This is a genomic window from Gymnodinialimonas sp. (genome assembly GCF_059726805.1).
In genome coordinates this window covers 3,067,111-3,084,846 of sequence record NZ_AP041059.1, presented here as the reverse complement: position 1 = coordinate 3,084,846, position 17,736 = coordinate 3,067,111, and the positions used below count along the sequence as shown (strand labels likewise).

The 17,736-nt window shown below is 65.8% G+C and carries 20 protein-coding genes; 6 read left to right on the top strand and 14 right to left on the bottom strand.

All coding sequences use genetic code 11. From position 1 onward, the window contains the following. The first annotated feature begins 66 nt into the window (after positions 1 to 66). A complete protein-coding gene (locus AC6I9R_RS15035; protein ID WP_461426378.1) occupies positions 67 to 1,035 on the top strand; it encodes a DUF808 domain-containing protein in 969 nt (322 codons plus the stop codon). A gap of 268 nt (positions 1,036 to 1,303) precedes the next feature. Here AC6I9R_RS15035 and tkt read toward each other — a convergent pair whose 3' ends face one another. After that, positions 1,304 to 3,319, bottom strand: coding sequence for a transketolase (gene tkt, locus AC6I9R_RS15030; protein ID WP_461426377.1), 2,016 nt, complete (start codon positions 3,317 to 3,319; stop codon positions 1,304 to 1,306). Positions 3,320 to 3,662: 343 nt separating this feature from the next. Here tkt and AC6I9R_RS15025 point away from each other — a divergent pair, with 343 nt between their 5' ends. Both AC6I9R_RS15025 and AC6I9R_RS15020 read left to right on the top strand, forming a co-directional pair. Next, positions 3,663 to 4,556, top strand: a complete 894-nt coding sequence (locus AC6I9R_RS15025) for a hypothetical protein (RefSeq protein WP_461426376.1) — start codon at positions 3,663 to 3,665, stop codon at positions 4,554 to 4,556. Further along, a complete protein-coding gene (locus tag AC6I9R_RS15020) occupies positions 4,549 to 4,989 on the top strand; it encodes a cell division protein ZapA (RefSeq protein ID WP_461426375.1) in 441 nt (146 codons plus the stop codon). Before AC6I9R_RS15025 ends, AC6I9R_RS15020 begins: the two co-directional genes overlap by 8 nt. 191 nt (positions 4,990 to 5,180) lie before the next feature. On the opposite strand, the gene AC6I9R_RS15015 is transcribed toward AC6I9R_RS15020, so the two are convergent. Next, positions 5,181 to 5,846, bottom strand: coding sequence for an SDR family NAD(P)-dependent oxidoreductase (locus AC6I9R_RS15015; RefSeq protein ID WP_461426374.1), 666 nt, complete (start codon positions 5,844 to 5,846; stop codon positions 5,181 to 5,183). A 101-nt stretch (positions 5,847 to 5,947) separates the two neighbouring features. Between AC6I9R_RS15015 and AC6I9R_RS15010 the strand changes: the two genes are divergently transcribed. Continuing rightward, positions 5,948 to 6,550, top strand: a complete 603-nt coding sequence (locus tag AC6I9R_RS15010; protein WP_461426373.1) for a biotin transporter BioY — start codon at positions 5,948 to 5,950, stop codon at positions 6,548 to 6,550. Between the two features lie 57 nt (positions 6,551 to 6,607). Here AC6I9R_RS15010 and AC6I9R_RS15005 read toward each other — a convergent pair whose 3' ends face one another. Together AC6I9R_RS15005 and purF are read right to left on the bottom strand one after the other, a co-directional pair. Next, positions 6,608 to 7,216, bottom strand: coding sequence for a DUF2199 domain-containing protein (locus AC6I9R_RS15005; protein WP_461426372.1), 609 nt, complete (start codon positions 7,214 to 7,216; stop codon positions 6,608 to 6,610). Beyond that, positions 7,213 to 8,706 carry an amidophosphoribosyltransferase gene (gene purF / locus AC6I9R_RS15000; RefSeq protein ID WP_461426371.1) on the bottom strand — a complete coding sequence of 498 codons (1,494 nt, stop codon included), beginning with the start codon at positions 8,704 to 8,706 and terminating at the stop codon, positions 7,213 to 7,215. The genes AC6I9R_RS15005 and purF overlap by 4 nt, the downstream gene beginning before the upstream one ends. Before the next feature lie 147 nt (positions 8,707 to 8,853). Here purF and AC6I9R_RS14995 point away from each other — a divergent pair, with 147 nt between their 5' ends. After that, positions 8,854 to 9,309: a hypothetical protein gene (locus AC6I9R_RS14995; protein WP_461426370.1), complete on the top strand. Its 456-nt coding sequence runs from the start codon at positions 8,854 to 8,856 to the stop codon at positions 9,307 to 9,309. 6 nt (positions 9,310 to 9,315) lie between these two features. On the opposite strand, the gene AC6I9R_RS14990 is transcribed toward AC6I9R_RS14995, so the two are convergent. Then, on the bottom strand, positions 9,316 to 9,513 hold the full coding sequence (locus AC6I9R_RS14990) for a hypothetical protein (RefSeq protein WP_461426369.1): 198 nt from the start codon (positions 9,511 to 9,513) through the stop codon (positions 9,316 to 9,318). A 155-nt stretch (positions 9,514 to 9,668) separates the two neighbouring features. Between AC6I9R_RS14990 and AC6I9R_RS14985 the strand changes: the two genes are divergently transcribed. After that, complete coding sequence (locus AC6I9R_RS14985) at positions 9,669 to 10,841, top strand: alpha/beta hydrolase (protein ID WP_461426368.1); 1,173 nt, start codon at positions 9,669 to 9,671, stop codon at positions 10,839 to 10,841. Between the two features lie 17 nt (positions 10,842 to 10,858). Here the strand turns inward: AC6I9R_RS14985 and AC6I9R_RS14980 are convergent, their stop codons facing one another. The 9 genes from AC6I9R_RS14980 to AC6I9R_RS14940 all read right to left on the bottom strand — a co-directional run bounded on the left by AC6I9R_RS14980 (position 10,859) and on the right by AC6I9R_RS14940 (position 17,706). Then, positions 10,859 to 11,422: a CvpA family protein gene (locus tag AC6I9R_RS14980; protein WP_461426367.1), complete on the bottom strand. Its 564-nt coding sequence runs from the start codon at positions 11,420 to 11,422 to the stop codon at positions 10,859 to 10,861. 52 nt (positions 11,423 to 11,474) lie between these two features. Further along, positions 11,475 to 12,842, bottom strand: coding sequence for a DNA repair protein RadA (gene radA / locus AC6I9R_RS14975; protein WP_461426366.1), 1,368 nt, complete (start codon positions 12,840 to 12,842; stop codon positions 11,475 to 11,477). A 126-nt stretch (positions 12,843 to 12,968) separates the two neighbouring features. Next, positions 12,969 to 13,430, bottom strand: coding sequence for a paraquat-inducible protein A (locus AC6I9R_RS14970; RefSeq protein ID WP_461426365.1), 462 nt, complete (start codon positions 13,428 to 13,430; stop codon positions 12,969 to 12,971). A 189-nt stretch (positions 13,431 to 13,619) separates the two neighbouring features. Next, positions 13,620 to 13,991: a hypothetical protein gene (locus AC6I9R_RS14965; protein ID WP_461426364.1), complete on the bottom strand. Its 372-nt coding sequence runs from the start codon at positions 13,989 to 13,991 to the stop codon at positions 13,620 to 13,622. Positions 13,992 to 14,068: 77 nt separating this feature from the next. Continuing rightward, positions 14,069 to 14,497: a hypothetical protein gene (locus tag AC6I9R_RS14960; protein WP_461426363.1), complete on the bottom strand. Its 429-nt coding sequence runs from the start codon at positions 14,495 to 14,497 to the stop codon at positions 14,069 to 14,071. A gap of 20 nt (positions 14,498 to 14,517) precedes the next feature. Continuing rightward, entirely contained in the window at positions 14,518 to 15,255 is a 738-nt protein-coding gene (locus AC6I9R_RS14955; RefSeq protein ID WP_461426362.1) for an ABC transporter ATP-binding protein, read from the bottom strand. 130 nt (positions 15,256 to 15,385) lie between these two features. Beyond that, complete coding sequence (locus AC6I9R_RS14950) at positions 15,386 to 16,168, bottom strand: MlaE family ABC transporter permease (RefSeq protein ID WP_461426361.1); 783 nt, start codon at positions 16,166 to 16,168, stop codon at positions 15,386 to 15,388. Continuing rightward, positions 16,165 to 17,190, bottom strand: a complete 1,026-nt coding sequence (gene alr, locus AC6I9R_RS14945) for an alanine racemase (protein WP_461426360.1) — start codon at positions 17,188 to 17,190, stop codon at positions 16,165 to 16,167. The genes AC6I9R_RS14950 and alr overlap by 4 nt, the downstream gene beginning before the upstream one ends. Before the next feature lie 66 nt (positions 17,191 to 17,256). Continuing rightward, positions 17,257 to 17,706, bottom strand: a complete 450-nt coding sequence (locus AC6I9R_RS14940) for a hypothetical protein (RefSeq protein WP_461426359.1) — start codon at positions 17,704 to 17,706, stop codon at positions 17,257 to 17,259. Positions 17,707 to 17,736 lie beyond the last annotated feature (30 nt).

Below are 17,736 nucleotides of genomic sequence, written 5' to 3'. Positions count from 1 at the left end.
TCCCGGCTTTACCCGGGCGCGCATTGACGTATGTTGCCCGGCAAGCGCGGATTTTGAGGAACTGACATGAGCGGACTTCTGGCCCTACTGGATGATGTGGCGGCAATCGCGAAGGTCGCGGCGGCGTCTGTGGATGACGTCATCGGGCAGGCGGCCAAGGCGGGCGCGAAGGCAGCGGGGGCGGTGATCGATGATGCCGCCGTGACGCCCAAATACGTCCATGGGTTCGAGGCCAAGCGCGAGCTGCCCATCGTGTGGAAAATCGCGCGCGCGTCGATTTTCAACAAGCTTGTCATCCTGTTGCCCGTCGCACTGCTGCTGTCGTCCTTTGCCCCGTGGATGATCCCGCCGCTTCTGATGCTGGGCGGGGCTTACTTGTGTTTCGAGGGGGCCGAAAAGATCCACCATTGGCTCTCGCCCGCCCACCACGACGTGGAAGAGGCCTTCGCCAAGAAGATGTCGGCCGAAGACAGCGCGCATCTGGAAGAAGAGAAGGTCAAAGGCGCGATCAAGACCGATTTCATCCTGTCGGCTGAGATCATGACCATCGCGCTGGCGGCCCTGGAGGTCGACAACGTCTGGTTCCGGGGCGCCGCTTTGGCCGTCGTGGCGGTGGGGATCACCGTTCTGGTCTACGGCGCCGTGGCGCTGATCGTGAAGGCCGATGACGTCGGCCTGCACATGGCCTCCGCCGGGCGCACAGGCGCCACGCGCAAGACGGGGGAGCTGATCGTGCGCGGCATGCCCGGTTTCCTCAAGTGGCTGACGATCGTGGGCACCGCCGCGATGCTCTGGGTCGGCGGCTCGATCATCGTCCATGCGGTGGCCGAGATGGGCTGGCACGGGCCAGAGGATTGGATCGACGCCGTCGCTCATTCCGTGGGTGGAGAGAGTGGCCTGATCGTCTGGCTGGTGAAGGCTGTCATCGACGGCATTCTGGGCATCATCTTGGGAATGGCGCTGATCCCCGTGGTGGCCCGGGTGATCACACCCGCGATGCGCGCGGTGGGTTTGGGCGGGGACGCGGCCCATTAAGGCCCTCTGAACGCCCCATGACCGAACGGTGACCCGCGCCGCCCAGGCCCAGGAAAACAACGGGGTTAACCGTTTGTTTAGGAAGATATGTTTACCTTACGTTAGGGATCGAAGCGCTTTGCGCTCTTGGCCCCGTATCAAGGAAGCCCTCGGCGGTCTGGACCCTGCCGGGGGCTGACTTTTGGCGCAGACGCCAGATGTTGGCGCACAAAAAAAGCCCCGCCCGCACCCCTCGGCGCGCACGAGGCTCAATAAGGCACGGCCCGCGTCAGAGCAGCGATTTCACCTTGGCCGCAATGTCCTCGGCAGTAATCCCGAAGTGCGCGTAAAGATCCTCCGCCGGGGCCGACGCCCCGAAATCGTGCATCCCCACGAAGCCGCCTTTCTCGCGCTTGCCGCGCTCGCCATAAAGCCAGCGGTCCCAGCCAAAGCGGATCGCGGCCTCAACGGCCACGCGCACCGGACCCCCGGGCAGGACGCGCTTACGGTAGCTTTCGTCCTGCTCTTCAAACAGCTCCCAGCAGGGCATGGAGACGACGCGGGTGCCAATCCCCTCGGCCTGCAACAGATCGCGCGCGGCCATGGCGATGGACACCTCGGAGCCGGTCGCCATCAGGATCGCCTGACGCTTGCCGTCGGCATCGGCCAAAACGTAAGCACCCTGCGCGACCAGGTTCTTGGTCTTGTGCTCCTTGCGCACCGTCGGCAGCCCTTGGCGCGACAGGGCCAGGGTCGAGGGTGTCGTTGTGGTGCTCAAGGCCAACTCCCAGGCTTCCGCCGTTTCCACCGCATCTGCGGGGCGGAACACGTTCATGTTGGGCGTGGCGCGCAACATGGCGAGGTGCTCCACCGGTTGGTGCGTCGGGCCATCTTCGCCCACGCCGATGCTGTCGTGGGTCATCACATAGACCGGCGCGATCTTCATCAGCGAGGCCAGGCGCATCGACGGGCGCGCGTAATCGGTAAACGTAAAGAACGTGCCGCCGTAGGGCTTTACGCCCCCGTGCAGTGCCATGCCGTTCATCGCCGCCGCCATCGCGTGTTCGCGGATGCCATAGTGGATGTGACGGCCCTTGCGGTCCTCGGGCGAGAAGGTGCCGATGTCTGTGGTGTTGGTCAGGTTCGACCCGGTCAGATCGGCAGAGCCGCCCAGGGTCTCGGGCACGATACCGTTGATCACCTCTAGCGCCATCTGCGACGCCTTGCGCGTCGCGACCTTGGGCTGATCCTCGGACAATTGCTTCTTGAACGCCTTGATGGCGGCGGACAGCTTCTTGGGCATCTCACCGGCGAAGGCGCGGGTGAACTCGGCCTGCTTGTTGGCGGAAAGCGCCGCAAAGCGCCCCTCCCACTCAGACCGCGCCGCCTGTCCGCGCGCGCCGACGGCTTCCCACCAGGCTTTCAACTCTGCCGGGATCTCGAAGGCGGCGTGGGGCCAGCCGTAGGCGGCCTTGGTGTCCGCGATCAGCGTGGCATCCGTCAACGCCCCATGGCCCTTGCCCGTGTCCTGCGCGCTGGAGCCGAGCGCGATGTGGGTCTTGCAGGCGATCATCGCCGGACGGGCCGAGGCCTTGGCCTCGGTCAACGCGCGGTCGATGTCCGCCGGATCATGGCCATCACAGCTGAACACGTCCCAGCCGCTTGCCGCAAAACGGGCCTTCTGGTCGGTGACGTCCGACAGCCCGACATTGCCGTCGATAGTGATGCCGTTGTCGTCCCACATCACGATCAGGCGCGACAGCTGTTGGCGCCCGGCCAGCGCCAGCGCCTCCTGGCTGACACCCTCCATCAGGCAACCGTCGCCCGCGATGCAATAGGTATAGTGGTCGATGATCTTCTTGCCCCAGGTGGCGCGCAGATGCTCTTCGGCCATGGCGAAACCCACGGCATTGGCGATGCCTTGTCCCAGCGGGCCGGTCGTCGTCTCCACCCCCGTCACATGGCCGTACTCCGGGTGGCCCGCGGTGATCGCGCCCAACTGGCGGAAGTTCTTGATCTGCTCCAACGTCATGTCGGCGTAGCCTGTCAGGTGCAACAGGCTGTAGATCAGCATCGATCCATGGCCCGCGCTCAGAATGAACCGGTCACGGTTCGGCCAATCGGGGGTGGAGGCGTCGAACGACAGGTGCTTGTCGAACAACACCGTGGCCACATCCGCCATGCCCATCGGCATGCCGGAGTGGCCGGAATTGGCAGCCGCCACAGCGTCCAGCGTCAGGGTGCGAATGCAGGCGGCGCGCGCCCAATGGTCGGGATTGGCGCTGGCGAGGGCTTTGATATCCATCGAGGGATCCTTTTTGGCGGCATGGGCATCGTTGGGTGCAACGTTTGCAGGCGTGATATCAAAGGCCAGATGAAGTGCAAGGCGATGAACGGCGTTTGAGGGGGATTGAGGGGCCAAGACGGGCTAAATCTGGCCAAAATCCGCAAGGGAGGCGTGGAAAACCTTGCATTGGGATGCCATTTGACCCCCAAATAGGGGTACGTTAGAGGCAGGAAACACGACATCTGCGACGAAACGCGCGATCCAAGCGTGTCGGGCCGAATGGGTCAAAGGCGGATGTCAGGAAATCTAAACACCGCGCGTTTGCGTGGACCACGAGGGGGCACCGGCTGTCATGGGCGACTTGGCCGATTTTGAACAACTCAGCGCGCTGGAACGGCGTTTGTCACAGGCCTTGGACCGGATCGCGGCGGGCGTTGCATCGGGCGTTGCATCCGGCTCTGGCGCCGTGGCGGCCCAGGCCGAGGTCGAAGATGCCGAAGCCCGCGCGGCAGAAGCAGCCGAGCGCGTGACCGCGCTGGAAGCGCGGCTGGCAGAAACCCAGGACGCTTTGAGCGAGGCCCTGGCCGACGTCGCCTCGGCGCGCGCCGAGGCGGAAGCCGCCCGCTCGGAGGCGGAAACGGCGCGGGTCCACGCCGCCCAGACACCGGGCACGGACGCCGCAACCCTCGCGGCGCTGGAACAGCGGCTGGCCGCCGCTGAGGCCTCCCACGGGATGGCCCAGACGGACCTGGCCGCCCGCACCGAAGAGCTGGCCGAAAAGGACGCGGCCCTGTCCGAAATGCAGGCGGCGCTGGAGGCGGCCCAGGCCGAGGTCAAGGCCGTGGCAGAGGCCGAGCCGGAGGCCGAGACCGAGGATATGGAAAAGGCCCTGGCCGTGATGGGCCGCCGGGTGGAGCGTGCGCGCGCCGAGCGCGACCAGGCGCGCGAGGCCTGCGATGCAGCCACCGACGCGCTCGATGAGATCAAGGAAGCCACCGGCGTCAGCGTCGATGAGCGTATTCTGGTCCTGCGCGGCCAGCTGCGCCTGATGCGGGGCCGGGCGGAAGACCTGGCAGCCCAGGTCTCGCTGTTGCAAAGCGGGGCAGGGGTCGACGCATCGGTTCTGGATCAGGGCCTGCTGGCCGAGGTCGAGACCCTGCGCCAATTGCGCGAGACCGACGCGGCAGAGCTGGACCGGATCGTCGCCGACATGCAGGCCGGATTGGACATGGCAGAGGGAGGCCGAGATGCCTGAGGTTGAAATCGAGATCGGAACCCGCGTCTTCAGCGTCGCCTGCCAGGACGGGGAAGAGCCGTTCCTGCGTTCTGCCGCGAAGATGCTGGACACCGAAGCGGCGGTGGTGCTGGGCCAGATCGGGCGGATGCCGCCCGAGCGGATGCTGCTGATGGCGGGCCTGATGTTGGCCGACAAGACGGCGGCGCTGGAAGATGATCTGCGCGAATTGCAGGACAAGATCGCGACCCAGGACCGGGCCCTGCGCTCGGCGGAAGAGCGGTTGGCGGACCGGGGGCGCAAGATCACCGAGTTGCAGGAAAGCGGCGGCGGGGAGGGCCCGGTGGCGGCTGTGCCGGAAGAGCTGAGCGCCGGATTTGCCGAGCTGACGGCCCGGGCCGAGGCCATGGCCGAAGCGATGGAGGCTGCGGCAGAGACGCCCTCTCAAACCTGATTGCGCCGCCTGACGGCGTCGCCCGCGCGCCCGCTCACGCGGGCGCCCCTGCGCGTGCGCGCAGGCCCCGCCGTGCCGAACGGCTGCGTGCAAGCAGAAATTCATCAGCCTCACTCACTTAACGCTGCCTGAAATCGAAGCTTTCGAAGCGTTCTGCGATGTGCCGTGGTGCAGTCTAGGTGAATTGCGCTCTAGCTGAAAAGCGGGCCGAGAAGCCGGGCGGCTTCCTCCGCCGGGTCAGCCAGGGGCGTGCGGTCCTCGCCGGGGTAGAACCGCGCGCGCAGGGCGGTGGGCATGGGCTTGGGGCGCACGAGATGCACCGACGTGGGCATCTTGGCCGTCTCCGCCTGCCAGCTTTGCACCAACGCCCGCTGCGCGGCCTTGGACATCGCATAGGGGCCTGCGTATTTCTCATCCCAATCGTCATCGAAGAAGACGGCGGTGGGGGCCTCTGACGGGGCGATCAGCGGCTCGATATTGGCGATCAGGCGCGACACGCCGCGGATGTTCAACGCAATCACCTTGTCCAGATCCTTCACCTGCACATGGGGCGCGGGCGTCAGGGCGCTGACGTGAACGGCGGTATGCACCCAGATATCCGCGCGACCCCAACGGTCGTACAGCGACCGGCACAGATGCGCAATCGCGCCATCATCCGTCAGATCCATCGGCGCCAGCGTCGCTTGCCCGCCCGCCGCCTTGATCCGATCGTCCAGGTCCTCCAACCCGCCAATCGTGCGCGCCACGGCCACCACATGGGCGCCCTGGGCGGCCAGCCAGAACGCAGAGGCAGCCCCGAGGCCCCGGGACGCGCCGGTGACCAGCGCGATCTTTCCTGAGAGTGGTTTTTCCGTCATGGCGCGCGTGTTGCCTGCTTGCGCGCCCAAGCGCAAGGGGTATACCTATCGGCCAACGGGCGTAGGCGCCCGGCACAGACATGGGACAAGGGACCTTCATTATGGGTAGCAACGCAACACTTCTTTCCGCAACGCTTGGGCAAGAGGGCCTGGCCCGCAAGGTTCTGCTGGTCCTCGGCGGCACGATCCTGATCGCGCTGGCCGCGCGCACCTCTGTGCCGATGTTCCCGGTGCCGATGTCGCTGCAAACGCTGGCGATCCTGACGGTGGGCTTCTCGTTCGGCTCGCGCCTCGGCGCCATCACGGTGCTGGCTTACCTGGCCCAGGGCTTTGCGGGCCTTCCCGTCTTCACGCCCACCACGGCGCTGGGCCCGCTGGCCTTCGCAGGCCCCACGGCGGGTTTCCTTCTGGGCTTTGTCGCCATGGCCTGGGCCGCAGGCTTCGCCGTGGAACGCGGCCTGGCGCGCGGATTTGTCGGCACGGCGCTGGCGGGCATCGTGATCTCGGCGCTGCTCTACGTGCCGGGTATCGCCTGGCCCATGCTGCTTGCCAACCTCAGCGGGATTGAGGCCGGGTGGATCGGCCAGGGCTTCGGCTACTACTGGACCTACTTCATCTCCAGCTTCCTGATCGGCGACGCCGTGAAGGCGGTTCTGGCCGCCCTCGTCGTGACCGGCGCATGGGCCGCCCTCGCGCGCCGCTGACCGCATCACCGCTGCACTGACAAAAGCGCCGTCCCTTCGGGGGCGGCGTTTTTCGTGTCACCCCTTGAGCTGCCGGATCACGTCATCGCAGCCAAAGCTTTCATAGATCTCAAGCACTTGTCCCGCCGTCATGCCCTCTTGCTGGGCCCCGTGAAACGGATGCTTGGGCGTCGTGATCCAGTAAAGCGGCGTGCGACCGTCCGAGTAAGGCACGACCACGCCCTCGGTCAACAGCGGCCCGGTCAGGCGCGGCAGCTGGGTATAAAGCCACGAATGCATCTCGCCCAGTTTGTCCGCATCGCCCCGCGCCTGGGCCGAGCGAAACCGCGCATGGTTGCCCGCCTTGAGCGAGCACCAGACACCCAGAAACACCGTGCCCTCGGTGCCTTTGACCGGAATAGGCAGGTAGGCGCGCAGGAAATTGTCGCCATCGCGCCGCGCGTAATTCTCGGTGAACAGCTCCATCCCGCCGGCCTCAAAAGCCGCATCCTCGGCGGGCTCGGGCGGGTTTTTCCAACTGAACGGCGCCTCGGGCCGCATCGCCTTGGCGACAGGGACCAGCGCGCCGTTCCTTTCAACCGTGTTGTCGGGGTCCACCAATCGCCGGGCCAGCTCGGCCTCCGGCAGTTCTGGCGCGGATTTGTTGCGGCGGAACAGGCGGATCATTCCGCGGCCTCCACCAGCTCGAACCCTTTCGCAATCTGATCTGTGGGGGTGACGGGATACTCACCCGAAAAACAGGCGTCGCAATAGGCCGGTTGCGCGGGGTCGCGCCCCTCGGCCTCGCCCACGGCGCGGTAAAGACCATCGAGCGAGATGAACTTGAGGCTATCGACAGCCAGGTAGTCGCGCATCTCATCGGCACTCATCGTGGCGGCCAGAAGCTTGCTGCGCTCCGGCGTGTCGACGCCGTAAAAACACGGCCAGGATGTGGGGGGTGAGGCGATGCGGAAATGCACTTCCGCCGCACCCGCATCCAGGATCATCTCCTTGATTTTGCGGGACGTTGTGCCGCGCACCACGCTGTCATCGACCAGGATCACCCGCTTGCCTTTGATCAACGCGCGGTTGACGTTCAGCTTCAGGCGCACGCCCATGTTGCGGATCTGCTCAGACGGCTCGATGAACGTGCGGCCCATGTATTGGTTGCGGATAATCCCCATCGCGTAGGGGATGCCGCTTTCCTGGCTGAAACCGATGGCCGCGGGCGTGCCGGAATCAGGAACGGGACAGACAAGATCCGCCTCCACCGGCGCTTCGCGGGCCAATTCCACCCCGATCTGGCGGCGGGTCTCATAGACCGATTGCCCGCCGATGATGCTGTCGGGGCGTGAGAAATAGACATGCTCAAAGATGCAGAACCGCGCGCGTTTCTTCTCGAACGGATAGGACGATTCGATGCCCTGGGCAGTGATCACCACCATCTCGCCGGGGGCGACCTCGCGGATCAAATCCGCCCCGATGATGTCGAGCGCGCAGGTCTCGGACGACAACACATAGCCGTCGCCCAACTTGCCGATCACCAGCGGACGCACGCCAAGTGCGTCGCGGCAGCCGATCAACTTGGTGCGGGTCATCGCGACCACGGAAAACGCGCCTTCCACACGGCGGAGGCCGTCTTTCATCCGCTCCGGGATGTTGCGCTGAAGCGAGCGCGCCATCAGGTGGATGATGCATTCACTGTCGCTTGAGCTTTGAAAGATCGAGCCGCGCTCGATCAACTCGCGGCGCAACTCATCGGCGTTGACGATATTGCCGTTGTGCGCAATCGCCGCGCCGCCCATGGAGAACTGGCCAAAGAACGGCTGCACGTCGCGGATCTGCGTGGCCCCTTTGGATCCGGCGGTGGAATAGCGCACATGGCCGATGCCGATGGACCCGGGCAGCGTCTCCATCACCTTTTGGCTGGTAAAGGTATCGCGCACGTAGCCGAAACGGCGCGCTTCCGAGAAGCCAGCGTCGGGATCAAAGGTGACAATCCCGCCCGCTTCCTGGCCGCGATGCTGCAAGGCGTGCAGGCCCAGGGCCACGAAATTGGCCGCGTCGGTGACGCCGATCACGCCAAAAACCCCGCATTCCTCGCGCAGCTTGTCGTCGCCTCGCGCATCGAACGGATGCCATGGGATTTCAGGGGCGGGGAAGGCTGTCTCGTCCATCGAGCGAATCCTTGGTCCTTGGCGTCAGGGGACACATAGGACGCCCGCGCGGCTGTGTCACGAAACGATCATACTTGAATTGGACCGGGGCCGGATTTTGCGATAAGATGCGCCGCAAAGATAAGCAAAAACAGGCGGAGCAGGTCTATGCGTTTCTTGATTTTTCTGGCCGGGGCGGCAATGGCGGCAAGCTTTGTGGTGACCTGGGTCGAGCCGCCCTTCGCGGGGCAAGAGATCTCGCCCTCGGTGCTGATCGGTGACCGTTTGCAGGATATGATCAGCAATGGCCCCTGGCAGGCCTGGGTGTTTCTGGGCGGCTTTGCGCTCGCGGGCTTCAGCGCGCTCATTGCGCTTCTGGGCCGCGCGGCGGGCCTCTTTGCGCTTCTGGCAGGCGCGTCGCCCTTCGTTCTGGGCGTCCACTACTACCTGCGGGCCGAGGATGTGCGCGCCGATTTCGGCCTGCCGTTTTCCGTGAATTTCCAGGACCTTGGCCAGGTCTACGAGCTGATGGGCGATTTCATACGCGCGGGCCTCTGGATGTACCTCGGCGGCGCGGCGGTGCTGCTTCTGGCGGGCATGAGCGTCACCTTCGGGCGACGCTAACCCACCTCAGATCAAGCCCGGCAGTGCCACCACGAGCGTGACCAAGACCAAGGCAAGCAAAGGCGATACACCCCGAGACCGCGTCGGCCGCGCCGGCCGCATGAACATATCGCGCGCCGCCTCGCTGCGCATCTGCCGCCCGATGGCGATGTAATGCTTTGTATCGATGGAGCCGTCGCGGTTGGTCTTGATGGGATCGGTCATGGGTCTGTCCTTTCTGGGGCTGTGACCAGACCCTCCCACACCCCCGCAAGGCGCGCTTGAAGAGCGCCTTGAGAAGCCCTTGAGGGATCCATGAGAAATCCCTGAGATCTCCCAAACGCCTTGAGACCCGGCCCGTTTTCGCGTCAGGTCTGTCCATGATCTATCGGTTTGCAGATGTGGAACTCGACGTGGCGCGCCACCGGCTGACCCGCGGAGGCACGCCCGTGCATGTGGAGCCGCAGGTCTTCGACCTCATCGCCGCCCTGGCCCGCGACGCGCCCAACCTGCTGAGCTATGACGCCATGATCGCCGAGATCTGGGGCGGGCGGATCGTCTCGGACGCCACGCTCAGCGCCCGGATCAGCGCCGCGCGCACGGCGCTCGGCGACACCGGCAAGGCCCAGGCGGTCATCCGAACGGTGCCGCGCCGGGGCATCCAGATGGCGGTGCCCGTCACCCAACCTCAAGACACGCCCGCGCCCGAGGCGAGCCAAATCCCCCGGCAGGTGATCCGCTTCGCCACCTCCCAAGATGGCACCTCCATCGCCTATGCGGTCTCTGGCGAAGACGGTCCGCTGCTGGTGCGCGGCGGGCATTGGATCTCGCACCTGGAACATGACTGGCAGAACCCGGTCTGGCAGCCGCTGCTGGCGCGCCTGAACGCAGGACGGCGGCTGATCAGGTTCGACCCCCGCGGCTCGGGCCTGTCGGACCGCGCCCCCGCGGCCATGGGGCTAGAGGCCTCTGTGGCCGATCTCCATGCGGTGTTGCAGGCCACGGCGCAGGACCCCGTCGACATCATCGCCGTCTCTCAATCCGCCCCCGTTGCCCTGGCCCATGCCGCACGGTATCCCGAAACGATCCGCCGGATCGTCCTGGTCAACGGCTTCGCCCAGGGCAGCCTCGCGCGCGGCGATGTGGCGGGCACCCAGGCGCTGTTGTCGATGATCCGTGCCGGTTGGGGCGTGCCGGGAAGCCCCTTCGTGAAGGCCTTCGCGACCCTGTTCCTGCCCCAGGGCACGGCGGAAGAAGTGGCCGGACTTGTGGAGATGCAGGGCCTCTCGGCCAGCGCCGAGGGCGCGGCGATCCTGCGCGAGGCCATCGGCGCGTTCGACGTCACCGATGTGCTGGAACAGGTCACGGCCCCGGTCCTTGTCCTGTCGTCGGAAGGCGACGCGATCCACCCCAGCGATCAAAGCCGCGTGCTGGCGCGGCACTTGCCGAATGCCGAGTTTCAGTCCCTGCCCACCGCCAACCACGTGGTGGCGCCGTCAGATCCTGCGTTCGAGATCATGCTGGACGCCGCCGACGCGTTCCTCGCGCGCTAACCCGGCGCGGCCAGGTCTTACTCCGCCGGCGCCTCCGCCCCGTCGATCAGCACCTCATACCGCTCCAGGATCCAGCCCGGCACGTCCGTGGGGATCTGCGCCTCGATCGTGTCCTGCATGTTGGCAAACACCGCCGCCGAGCGGGAATCCGATATCGCCGCAATCGGCTCGTCGCCCACAATCCGCTCGTAAGCGATCAGCGCCACGACCACCAAAAGCACCCCGCGCGCCACGCCGAACAGGAACCCAAGCCCCGCATCGATGCCGCCCAGGGCCGAGCGTTGGACGACGGAAGAGAACAACGGCGTGAAGATCGACACCACCACCAGCGCCACGACGAAGACGATGGCAAAGCTCGCCAAAATCCCCAACTCCCGGCTCTCGCCAATGAAATCGCCCAGATAGGGGATCTCGGAAATCAGGGGCAGGGCGTTGGGGGCGAAGATGAAGGCGACGAAAGCGGCGGCGACCCAGCCCAGGATCGACATGACCTCGCGCACGAACCCGCGCGCATAGGCGAGAATGGCCGAGATCACGATCACGCCGCCCACAACCCCGTCAAAAATGGTAAATCCGTCCATGACTGCCCTCTTATCTCAACTTGCCCCTTTGGTGGGGCTCTTTTTATGCGCCCTAACCTGCCCCGAAAATGTCGCCCACGAAAGTGGGTAGATCCGAGAAGGTTTTGACTGTGACACCTGCGTTGTCCGCGATCCGGCAGCCCGTGGGCGCGATTGCAGTGGAAAAACCAAGTTTCACCGCTTCTTTCAACCGATTTTCCGCCTGCGACACCGGGCGCAACGCCCCGGACAGCGAGAGTTCCCCAAAAACCACGGTTTCGCGCGGCAGCGCACTGTCCTCGCGGGCCGACAGCAGGGCAGAGGCCACGGCAAGATCCGCAGCAGGCTCGGAAATGCGCATCCCGCCTGCGATATTAAGGTAAACGTCGAGCCCCTGGAACGAGATGCCCGCGCGCGCCTCCAGTACCGCCAGGATCATCGACAGGCGCGATCCGTCCCAGCCCACCACGGCCCGGCGCGGTTGGCTCAGGTTCGAGGGCGCCACCAGCGCCTGAAACTCGACCAACACCGGCCGCGTGCCCTCGATGCCCGCAAAGACCACGCTGCCGGGCGCGGGCTGCTCGCGGTCGCTCAGGAACAGGGCAGAGGGGTTGGAGACCTCGGCCAGACCCCGGCCCGTCATCTCGAACACGCCAATCTCGTCCGCCGGGCCAAAGCGGTTTTTGACGCTGCGCAGGATGCGGAACTGATGCCCGCGCTCGCCCTCAAAGTAGAGCACCGTATCGACCATATGCTCCACCACCCGGGGGCCCGCGATCTGCCCCTCCTTGGTGACATGGCCCACCAACATCACAGAGGTGCCGCGCCGTTTGGCAAAGGTCGTCAGCTCGTGCGACGAGGCGCGCACCTGGCTGACAGAGCCGGGGGCGCTGTCCACCGTGTCGAGCCACATCGTCTGGATCGAGTCGATGATGGCAAGGTCGGGCTGTTCGGCCTCCAACGTCGTCAGAATATCGCGCAGGTTGGTCTCGGACGCGAGCATCACGGCGCTGTCGGCCAGGCCCAGGCGGTCGGCGCGCATACGCACCTGCGCCGTGGCCTCCTCGCCGGAAACGTAAACGACCTTGAGACCTTGCCGTGCAAAGGCGGCGGCGGCCTGCAACAGCAGCGTCGATTTCCCGATTCCCGGATCACCGCCCACCAGCGTGGCAGAGGCCGGCACAAGGCCGCCACCAAGCACGCGGTCCAGTTCGGCCACGCCCGCCGATTGACGCGGCGGCGGCGTCTCCTTGGTGCGCAGATCCTTCAGGATCATCTTGCGCCCCTTGGCCGAGCCCAACGCGCCCTTGCCCGGCCCGGTGCCAAGGGGCGTTTCCTCGCGAATGGTGTTCCATTCGCCACAATCATCACAGCGCCCGGACCACTTCTTGTGGACGGCGCCGCAGTTGGAACAGGTGAATTGGGTGACGGGTTTGGCCATGGGAAGCCTTTAGCGGAGGCGCGCGCGAAGGGGAATAGGGCGGCGTGGTGCTGGGGCCGGGTGAAAGGGGGGCGGTGTGGGGTGTTAACCTTTTTGTATCTAAAGATCAGATGTTTAAGTGTCTGCTCAAGCTTGAGCAGCCCTTGGAACGGCATATCTTTTCGTCAGAATCGATACTGCCAGGGACACCAGAACACAGCCCGTGAACAGCCACAGCCCCCAGGCCGTCTCGACCCGCCCCACGGAAAGCCCCTTGGCCAGCGTGATATAGACGGCGATCAGAAACACATCGGCCATCGCCAGCTTGCCCGCGATTTCCAACGCAGGCAGCAGGCGCGCGGGCGCCCTGGACAGGTGGATGAGCGTGAGGACGATGGTTTTGATCATCGGCGAGACCAGCGCGAAAAGAGCCACGAGGGCCGCAAGGGCATATTCAGCGTCCCCCCAAAGGGCGCCCAGCCCCGACAGGATCGAGATTTCCGACAGCCCAAAGAGCGGCAGCAGCCCCGCCCGCATCAGCGGCGCCATCCAGGAGACCGGGAAGGCGATCAGCAGGCACAGATTGGCGGCGATGAGGGCTTTGGGCATGGGCAGGTCTTTCGCGGTGGCTCTCGTCTGAGGTGTACGATCTGGCGCGGGCGTTCAAGGGGCGGGTGCTTTTAAGAATGGAGCTGCAAGAGCAGCATTCCTTTTTGGGAGGCTGCGCCTCCGGGCGGTCCTGAAGGACCGCCAAGACCCTCCGGGGGGGATATTTTTGGAACGGGGAAATGGGGGGGCTTAGGCGAGGTGTCGGTAGGCGATGAGGCTAGTGCCGATCAGCAGGGTGGCGATGAAGCGGGGCAGGTCCTGGCGGCCTTGGGGCGTGTCGCGAAGCTCGATCAGGGCGGTGTGGGTGCCATAGGCGGTGCCCGCCGGGAAGAGGATGGCGATGAAGGCCACGACGCTGGGCAGGCCGATGAGCGCGCCGAAGAGGACGAGGAGGACAAGGAGGATCATGGCGGGCACGAGGTGGGAAAGAAGCTCGGTCACGGCGGCGATATGGGCGCCTTGGGGGAGACGGCGCAGGTGGGTGAGCCAGGTGCCGAAGGTGAGGGCGGTATAGGTCCAGAGCAGCGTCGCGGCGGCTTCGATGAGGGCAATGGGGGTCATCGGGTGTTCATCGCGGGAAGGGAGCGGGCGGGTCTGGCGAGCGCGCCGGTTTTGATGGGGGCGGGGATCATGGGCATCTAGACCAGCCTTGCCATGGGAAGGGCCAGAGCCAGGATAGCGGTGGCGACGATGGCGAGTGTGGTGAGGTCGAGTGCTCGGGGGCGCAGGCGGGTTTTGATCGCGGAGCGGATCCAGCTGACGCCTGTCCAGGCGATGGCGAAGATCCAGAGGAAGACCCAGAAGCCCGAGGTGAGCAGGGGGTCGGGCACGATGGCGGGGGCGAAGGTCTCGATCAGGGCGAGCATGGCCAGGAGGAGGGTGGAGATTAGCAGGATCGCGTGCAGGGGGCGCAGGTGCGGGAAACAGCGGAGTTTGATGATGGCGCCCGTAGCGATGAGGACGGGCAGGATGCGCAGCAGAAGCGCGCCCGCGACGATCAGCAGCATCGCGCCTTGGGAAAAGGTGCTGTCAAAATCATCGGAGAGGGAAAGGATCTCGGGGTCCATGGTGGGGGCCTTCGGGCGCTTCAGCGCAGGGTTTCGATCGGGCCGGTGGCGCTGCCGGAGATGAATTGGCGCAGGTAGGGATCGTCGGTGGCATCGATGCTGGACGCCGGGCCGTGCCAGCGGATCTTGCCATCATGCAGCATCGCGACCGTGCTCGCGATGGCGCGGACCGAGGACATGTCGTGGGTGATCGTGATGGTGGTGGCGCCCATCTCGGACGTGATTTCCTGGATCAGGTCGTTGATGACGCCGGACATGATCGGGTCGAGCCCGGTGGTGGGCTCGTCGAAGAAGATGATCTCGGGCTCGGCGGCGATGGCGCGGGCGAGGCCTGCGCGTTTTTGCATGCCGCCCGACAGCTCGGAGGGGAAGAGATCGGCGGTGTCGGGGGTGAGGCCCACGCGGCGGAGCTTCTCGATAGCAAGGTCGCGTGCGTCCTTGCGGGGCATGTTGGTTTGCAGCAGGCGGAAGGCGACGTTCTGCCAGACCGGCATGGAATCAAACAGCGCCGCGCCCTGGAACAGCATGCCGAATTTGTCGAGCAGGGCGGTGGTACTTGCGGCGCCGTCGACTTCGATCGTGCCTGCGTCCGGGGTGATCAGGCCGAGGATGCATTTTAGCAGAACCGATTTGCCGGTGCCCGAGCCGCCGATGACCACGAGGCTTTCGCCCTGGGCGACGTCGAGCGTGATGCCTTGCAGGACATGTTTGGGGCCGAAGGATTTGCTCAGACCCTTGAGGGAGATTTTGGGGCTCATGGGAGCGAGAGTCTTTGTGTGCGCCTTCGGCGCGATTGGGGCGCTGCCCCTGCGTCTTTTTCTGCAGAAAAAGATCGCATCCCCGGGATATTTTTGGAACGGGGAAGCTTGGGGGGATTTCTGTGCGGTTTCATGCGGAGAAGAAGGCCTCCGTCAGCAGGTAGTTGGCGGCGAGGATCAGGATCGAGGCGGAAACGACCGCTTGGGTCGTGGCGCGGCCCACGCCGCGGGCGCCGCGGCCCGAGTTCATGCCGTGGTAGCAGCCCATCAACGCCACGATGAACCCGAAGACGGCGCCTTTGATGAGGCCGGATGTGACGTCCCAGGTGGTGAGGAAATCGGTGGTGTTGGCCAGATAGGCGGCCTCATTGAAGCCCAGGCGCGAGGTGGCGACGAGGTAGCCGCCGAAGATGCCGATGGAATCCCCGACGGCCACGAGAATGGGCAGGGACAGCGTGGCGGCGATCAGGCGCGGGGCGGTGAGGTATTTCATCGGGTTGGTGGAGAGCGTGCGCAGGGCGTCGATCTGCTCGGTCACTTTCATTGTGGCGATCTCGGCGGCGATGGCGGAGGCGACGCGGCCTGCGACCATGAGGCCGCCAAGCACGGGCCCAAGCTCGCGCGCGATGCCGATGGCGACGATCTGGGGCACGACGGCCTCTGCGTTGAAGCGCGCGCCGCCGGCGTAGATCTGGAGTGCCAGCGCGCCGCCGGTGAAAAGCGCCGTGAGGCCGACGACGGGAAGCGAGAGCCAGCCGATGGTGAGGAACTGGCGGGCGATTTCGCGGGCGTAGAACGGCGGCGTAGCGAGGTGGCGCAGGGCCTGAAGCGCGAAGAGCGCTGTTTGGCCGATGGCGGTCAGGGCAGTGAGAAGGGTGCGGCCGAGCGCGCCGAGGGGGGCGGTAAGGATCATGGCAGGACCACGCGGCGGTAGCGGGGGCCGAGCGACGTGAGAATCTCGTAGCCGATGGTGCCTGCGGCGTCGGCGAGGGTGTCCACGGTTTGATGGGGCCCGAGGATGTCGAGCGCCGTGGGCGGCTCGGCGCAATCGGTAACATCGACGGTGAGCAGGTCCATGGACACGCGGCCCACGAGGGGGCAGGGCGTGTCGCCGTGCCAGAGGGTGGCGCGAGAGGACATGGCGCGGATCAGGCCGTCTGCGTAACCGCTTGAAAGGGTTGCGATTTGGCGCGGGCTGGGGGCGGTGTAGGAGGCCGCGTAGCCGACGGTAGCACCGGGGGCGGCAGTGCGGATCTGGATCACGGGAAGCGACAGGCGGACAACGTTTTGCGCCTGCGCGAACGGCAGGCCGCCGTAGAGGCCGATGCCGGGGCGGATCAGGTCGAAGTGGTAATCCTGGCCCATGAGCGTGCCGCCGGTTGCCGCGAGGGATTTGGGCGTCTCAAGGCCTTCCGTGAGGCTATGGAACTGCGCCAATTGCGCGGCGTTTTGCGGATGGTCCGGTTCGTCGGCGCAGGCGAGGTGCGACATGACCAGGGTGGCGTTGCGCGCCGCGTCCTTTGCCGCGGGCCAGTCGGCGGGCTGGACGCCGAGGCGGTGCATGCCGCTGTCGAGTTGCAGGCCGTAGGGGTGGCCGGGCAGAGCGGCGTGGCGCTGGATCTGTTCGGGGGAGTTCAGCATCGGGGTCAGGTTGGCGTCGCGGATCAGGGCTGTGTCGCCCGCCATGTGGCCGGCGAAGACGTTGATTTCCGCAGCGGTGCCAAGGGCTTGGCGCAGGGCTGCGCCTTCCTCGGCGGTGGCGACGAAGAACCGTTGCGCGCCCGCCTTGGCCAGGGTTTGCGCCACCAGATCCGCGCCGAGGCCGTAGCCATCGGCCTTGACCACGGCCGCCGTCGCGCCCGCTGTCATGGAGGACAGCGCGCGGTAGTTGGCGGTCAGCGCGCCAAGGTCGATGGTGAGGGTGCCAGTCGCCATAGGGTGTAGGTGCGGGTTTCGACGGGGCGCGTCAAGATGGGCGTGCCCCGCCTCTTGGAAGCGGCATTAAGTGGACGCGGGGGTTCCATCTTCGCCGATGGCGCAGGACACGCGGAAATGTGCGCTGCCCTCGGGGCTCGACGCGGCGGAGGCGGCGGTCGTCGTGGCGATTTCATCTGTGATAAGCTGCAGGCAGGCCGCCAATTGCGCCGGGGTGAGGGGCGCGCCGCGCTCCTCGATCAGGCCGGTGAGTTGCGCCACGCTGCCGCGCGCTGTGGAGGCTTCGGTGGAAGACCGCGTGCTGGCGCCGAAGAACTGCGAGGTGGCGACGACGGTCGTATCGGCAAGCTCGCAGCCGATGCCTGCAACCTCGGCCAGCGGGCCGGTCTCGGTCCCGGCGAGGGCGTCGGGGACATCACAGGCCACGGTCAATGTCTGTGTCTCGGAGGTCTTGGGAATGGCGGCATAGATGATGATGCCGACGACGGCGACGATGAAAATCGTGAAGGGGCGCATGGAAAGCCTCATTGCAAAAGGGGTGCTAGC

Excerpts from the sequence above, each read along its gene's own strand:
- AC6I9R_RS15035 (WP_461426378.1), top strand. The coding sequence starts at position 67 with ATGAGCGGACTTCTGGCCCTACTGGATGATGTGGCGGCAATCGCGAAG.
- tkt (WP_461426377.1), bottom strand. The coding sequence starts at position 3,319 with ATGGATATCAAAGCCCTCGCCAGCGCCAATCCCGACCATTGGGCGCGC.
- AC6I9R_RS15020 (WP_461426375.1), top strand. The coding sequence starts at position 4,549 with ATGCCTGAGGTTGAAATCGAGATCGGAACCCGCGTCTTCAGCGTCGCC.
- AC6I9R_RS15015 (WP_461426374.1), bottom strand. The coding sequence starts at position 5,846 with ATGACGGAAAAACCACTCTCAGGAAAGATCGCGCTGGTCACCGGCGCG.
- AC6I9R_RS15010 (WP_461426373.1), top strand. The coding sequence starts at position 5,948 with ATGGGTAGCAACGCAACACTTCTTTCCGCAACGCTTGGGCAAGAGGGC.
- AC6I9R_RS15005 (WP_461426372.1), bottom strand. The coding sequence starts at position 7,216 with ATGATCCGCCTGTTCCGCCGCAACAAATCCGCGCCAGAACTGCCGGAG.
- purF (WP_461426371.1), bottom strand. The coding sequence starts at position 8,706 with ATGGACGAGACAGCCTTCCCCGCCCCTGAAATCCCATGGCATCCGTTC.
- AC6I9R_RS14995 (WP_461426370.1), top strand. The coding sequence starts at position 8,854 with ATGCGTTTCTTGATTTTTCTGGCCGGGGCGGCAATGGCGGCAAGCTTT.
- AC6I9R_RS14990 (WP_461426369.1), bottom strand. The coding sequence starts at position 9,513 with ATGACCGATCCCATCAAGACCAACCGCGACGGCTCCATCGATACAAAG.
- AC6I9R_RS14985 (WP_461426368.1), top strand. The coding sequence starts at position 9,669 with ATGATCTATCGGTTTGCAGATGTGGAACTCGACGTGGCGCGCCACCGG.
- AC6I9R_RS14980 (WP_461426367.1), bottom strand. The coding sequence starts at position 11,422 with ATGGACGGATTTACCATTTTTGACGGGGTTGTGGGCGGCGTGATCGTG.
- radA (WP_461426366.1), bottom strand. The coding sequence starts at position 12,842 with ATGGCCAAACCCGTCACCCAATTCACCTGTTCCAACTGCGGCGCCGTC.
- AC6I9R_RS14970 (WP_461426365.1), bottom strand. The coding sequence starts at position 13,430 with ATGCCCAAAGCCCTCATCGCCGCCAATCTGTGCCTGCTGATCGCCTTC.
- AC6I9R_RS14965 (WP_461426364.1), bottom strand. The coding sequence starts at position 13,991 with ATGACCCCCATTGCCCTCATCGAAGCCGCCGCGACGCTGCTCTGGACC.
- AC6I9R_RS14960 (WP_461426363.1), bottom strand. The coding sequence starts at position 14,497 with ATGGACCCCGAGATCCTTTCCCTCTCCGATGATTTTGACAGCACCTTT.
- AC6I9R_RS14955 (WP_461426362.1), bottom strand. The coding sequence starts at position 15,255 with ATGAGCCCCAAAATCTCCCTCAAGGGTCTGAGCAAATCCTTCGGCCCC.
- AC6I9R_RS14950 (WP_461426361.1), bottom strand. The coding sequence starts at position 16,168 with ATGATCCTTACCGCCCCCCTCGGCGCGCTCGGCCGCACCCTTCTCACT.
- alr (WP_461426360.1), bottom strand. The coding sequence starts at position 17,190 with ATGGCGACTGGCACCCTCACCATCGACCTTGGCGCGCTGACCGCCAAC.
- AC6I9R_RS14940 (WP_461426359.1), bottom strand. The coding sequence starts at position 17,706 with ATGCGCCCCTTCACGATTTTCATCGTCGCCGTCGTCGGCATCATCATC.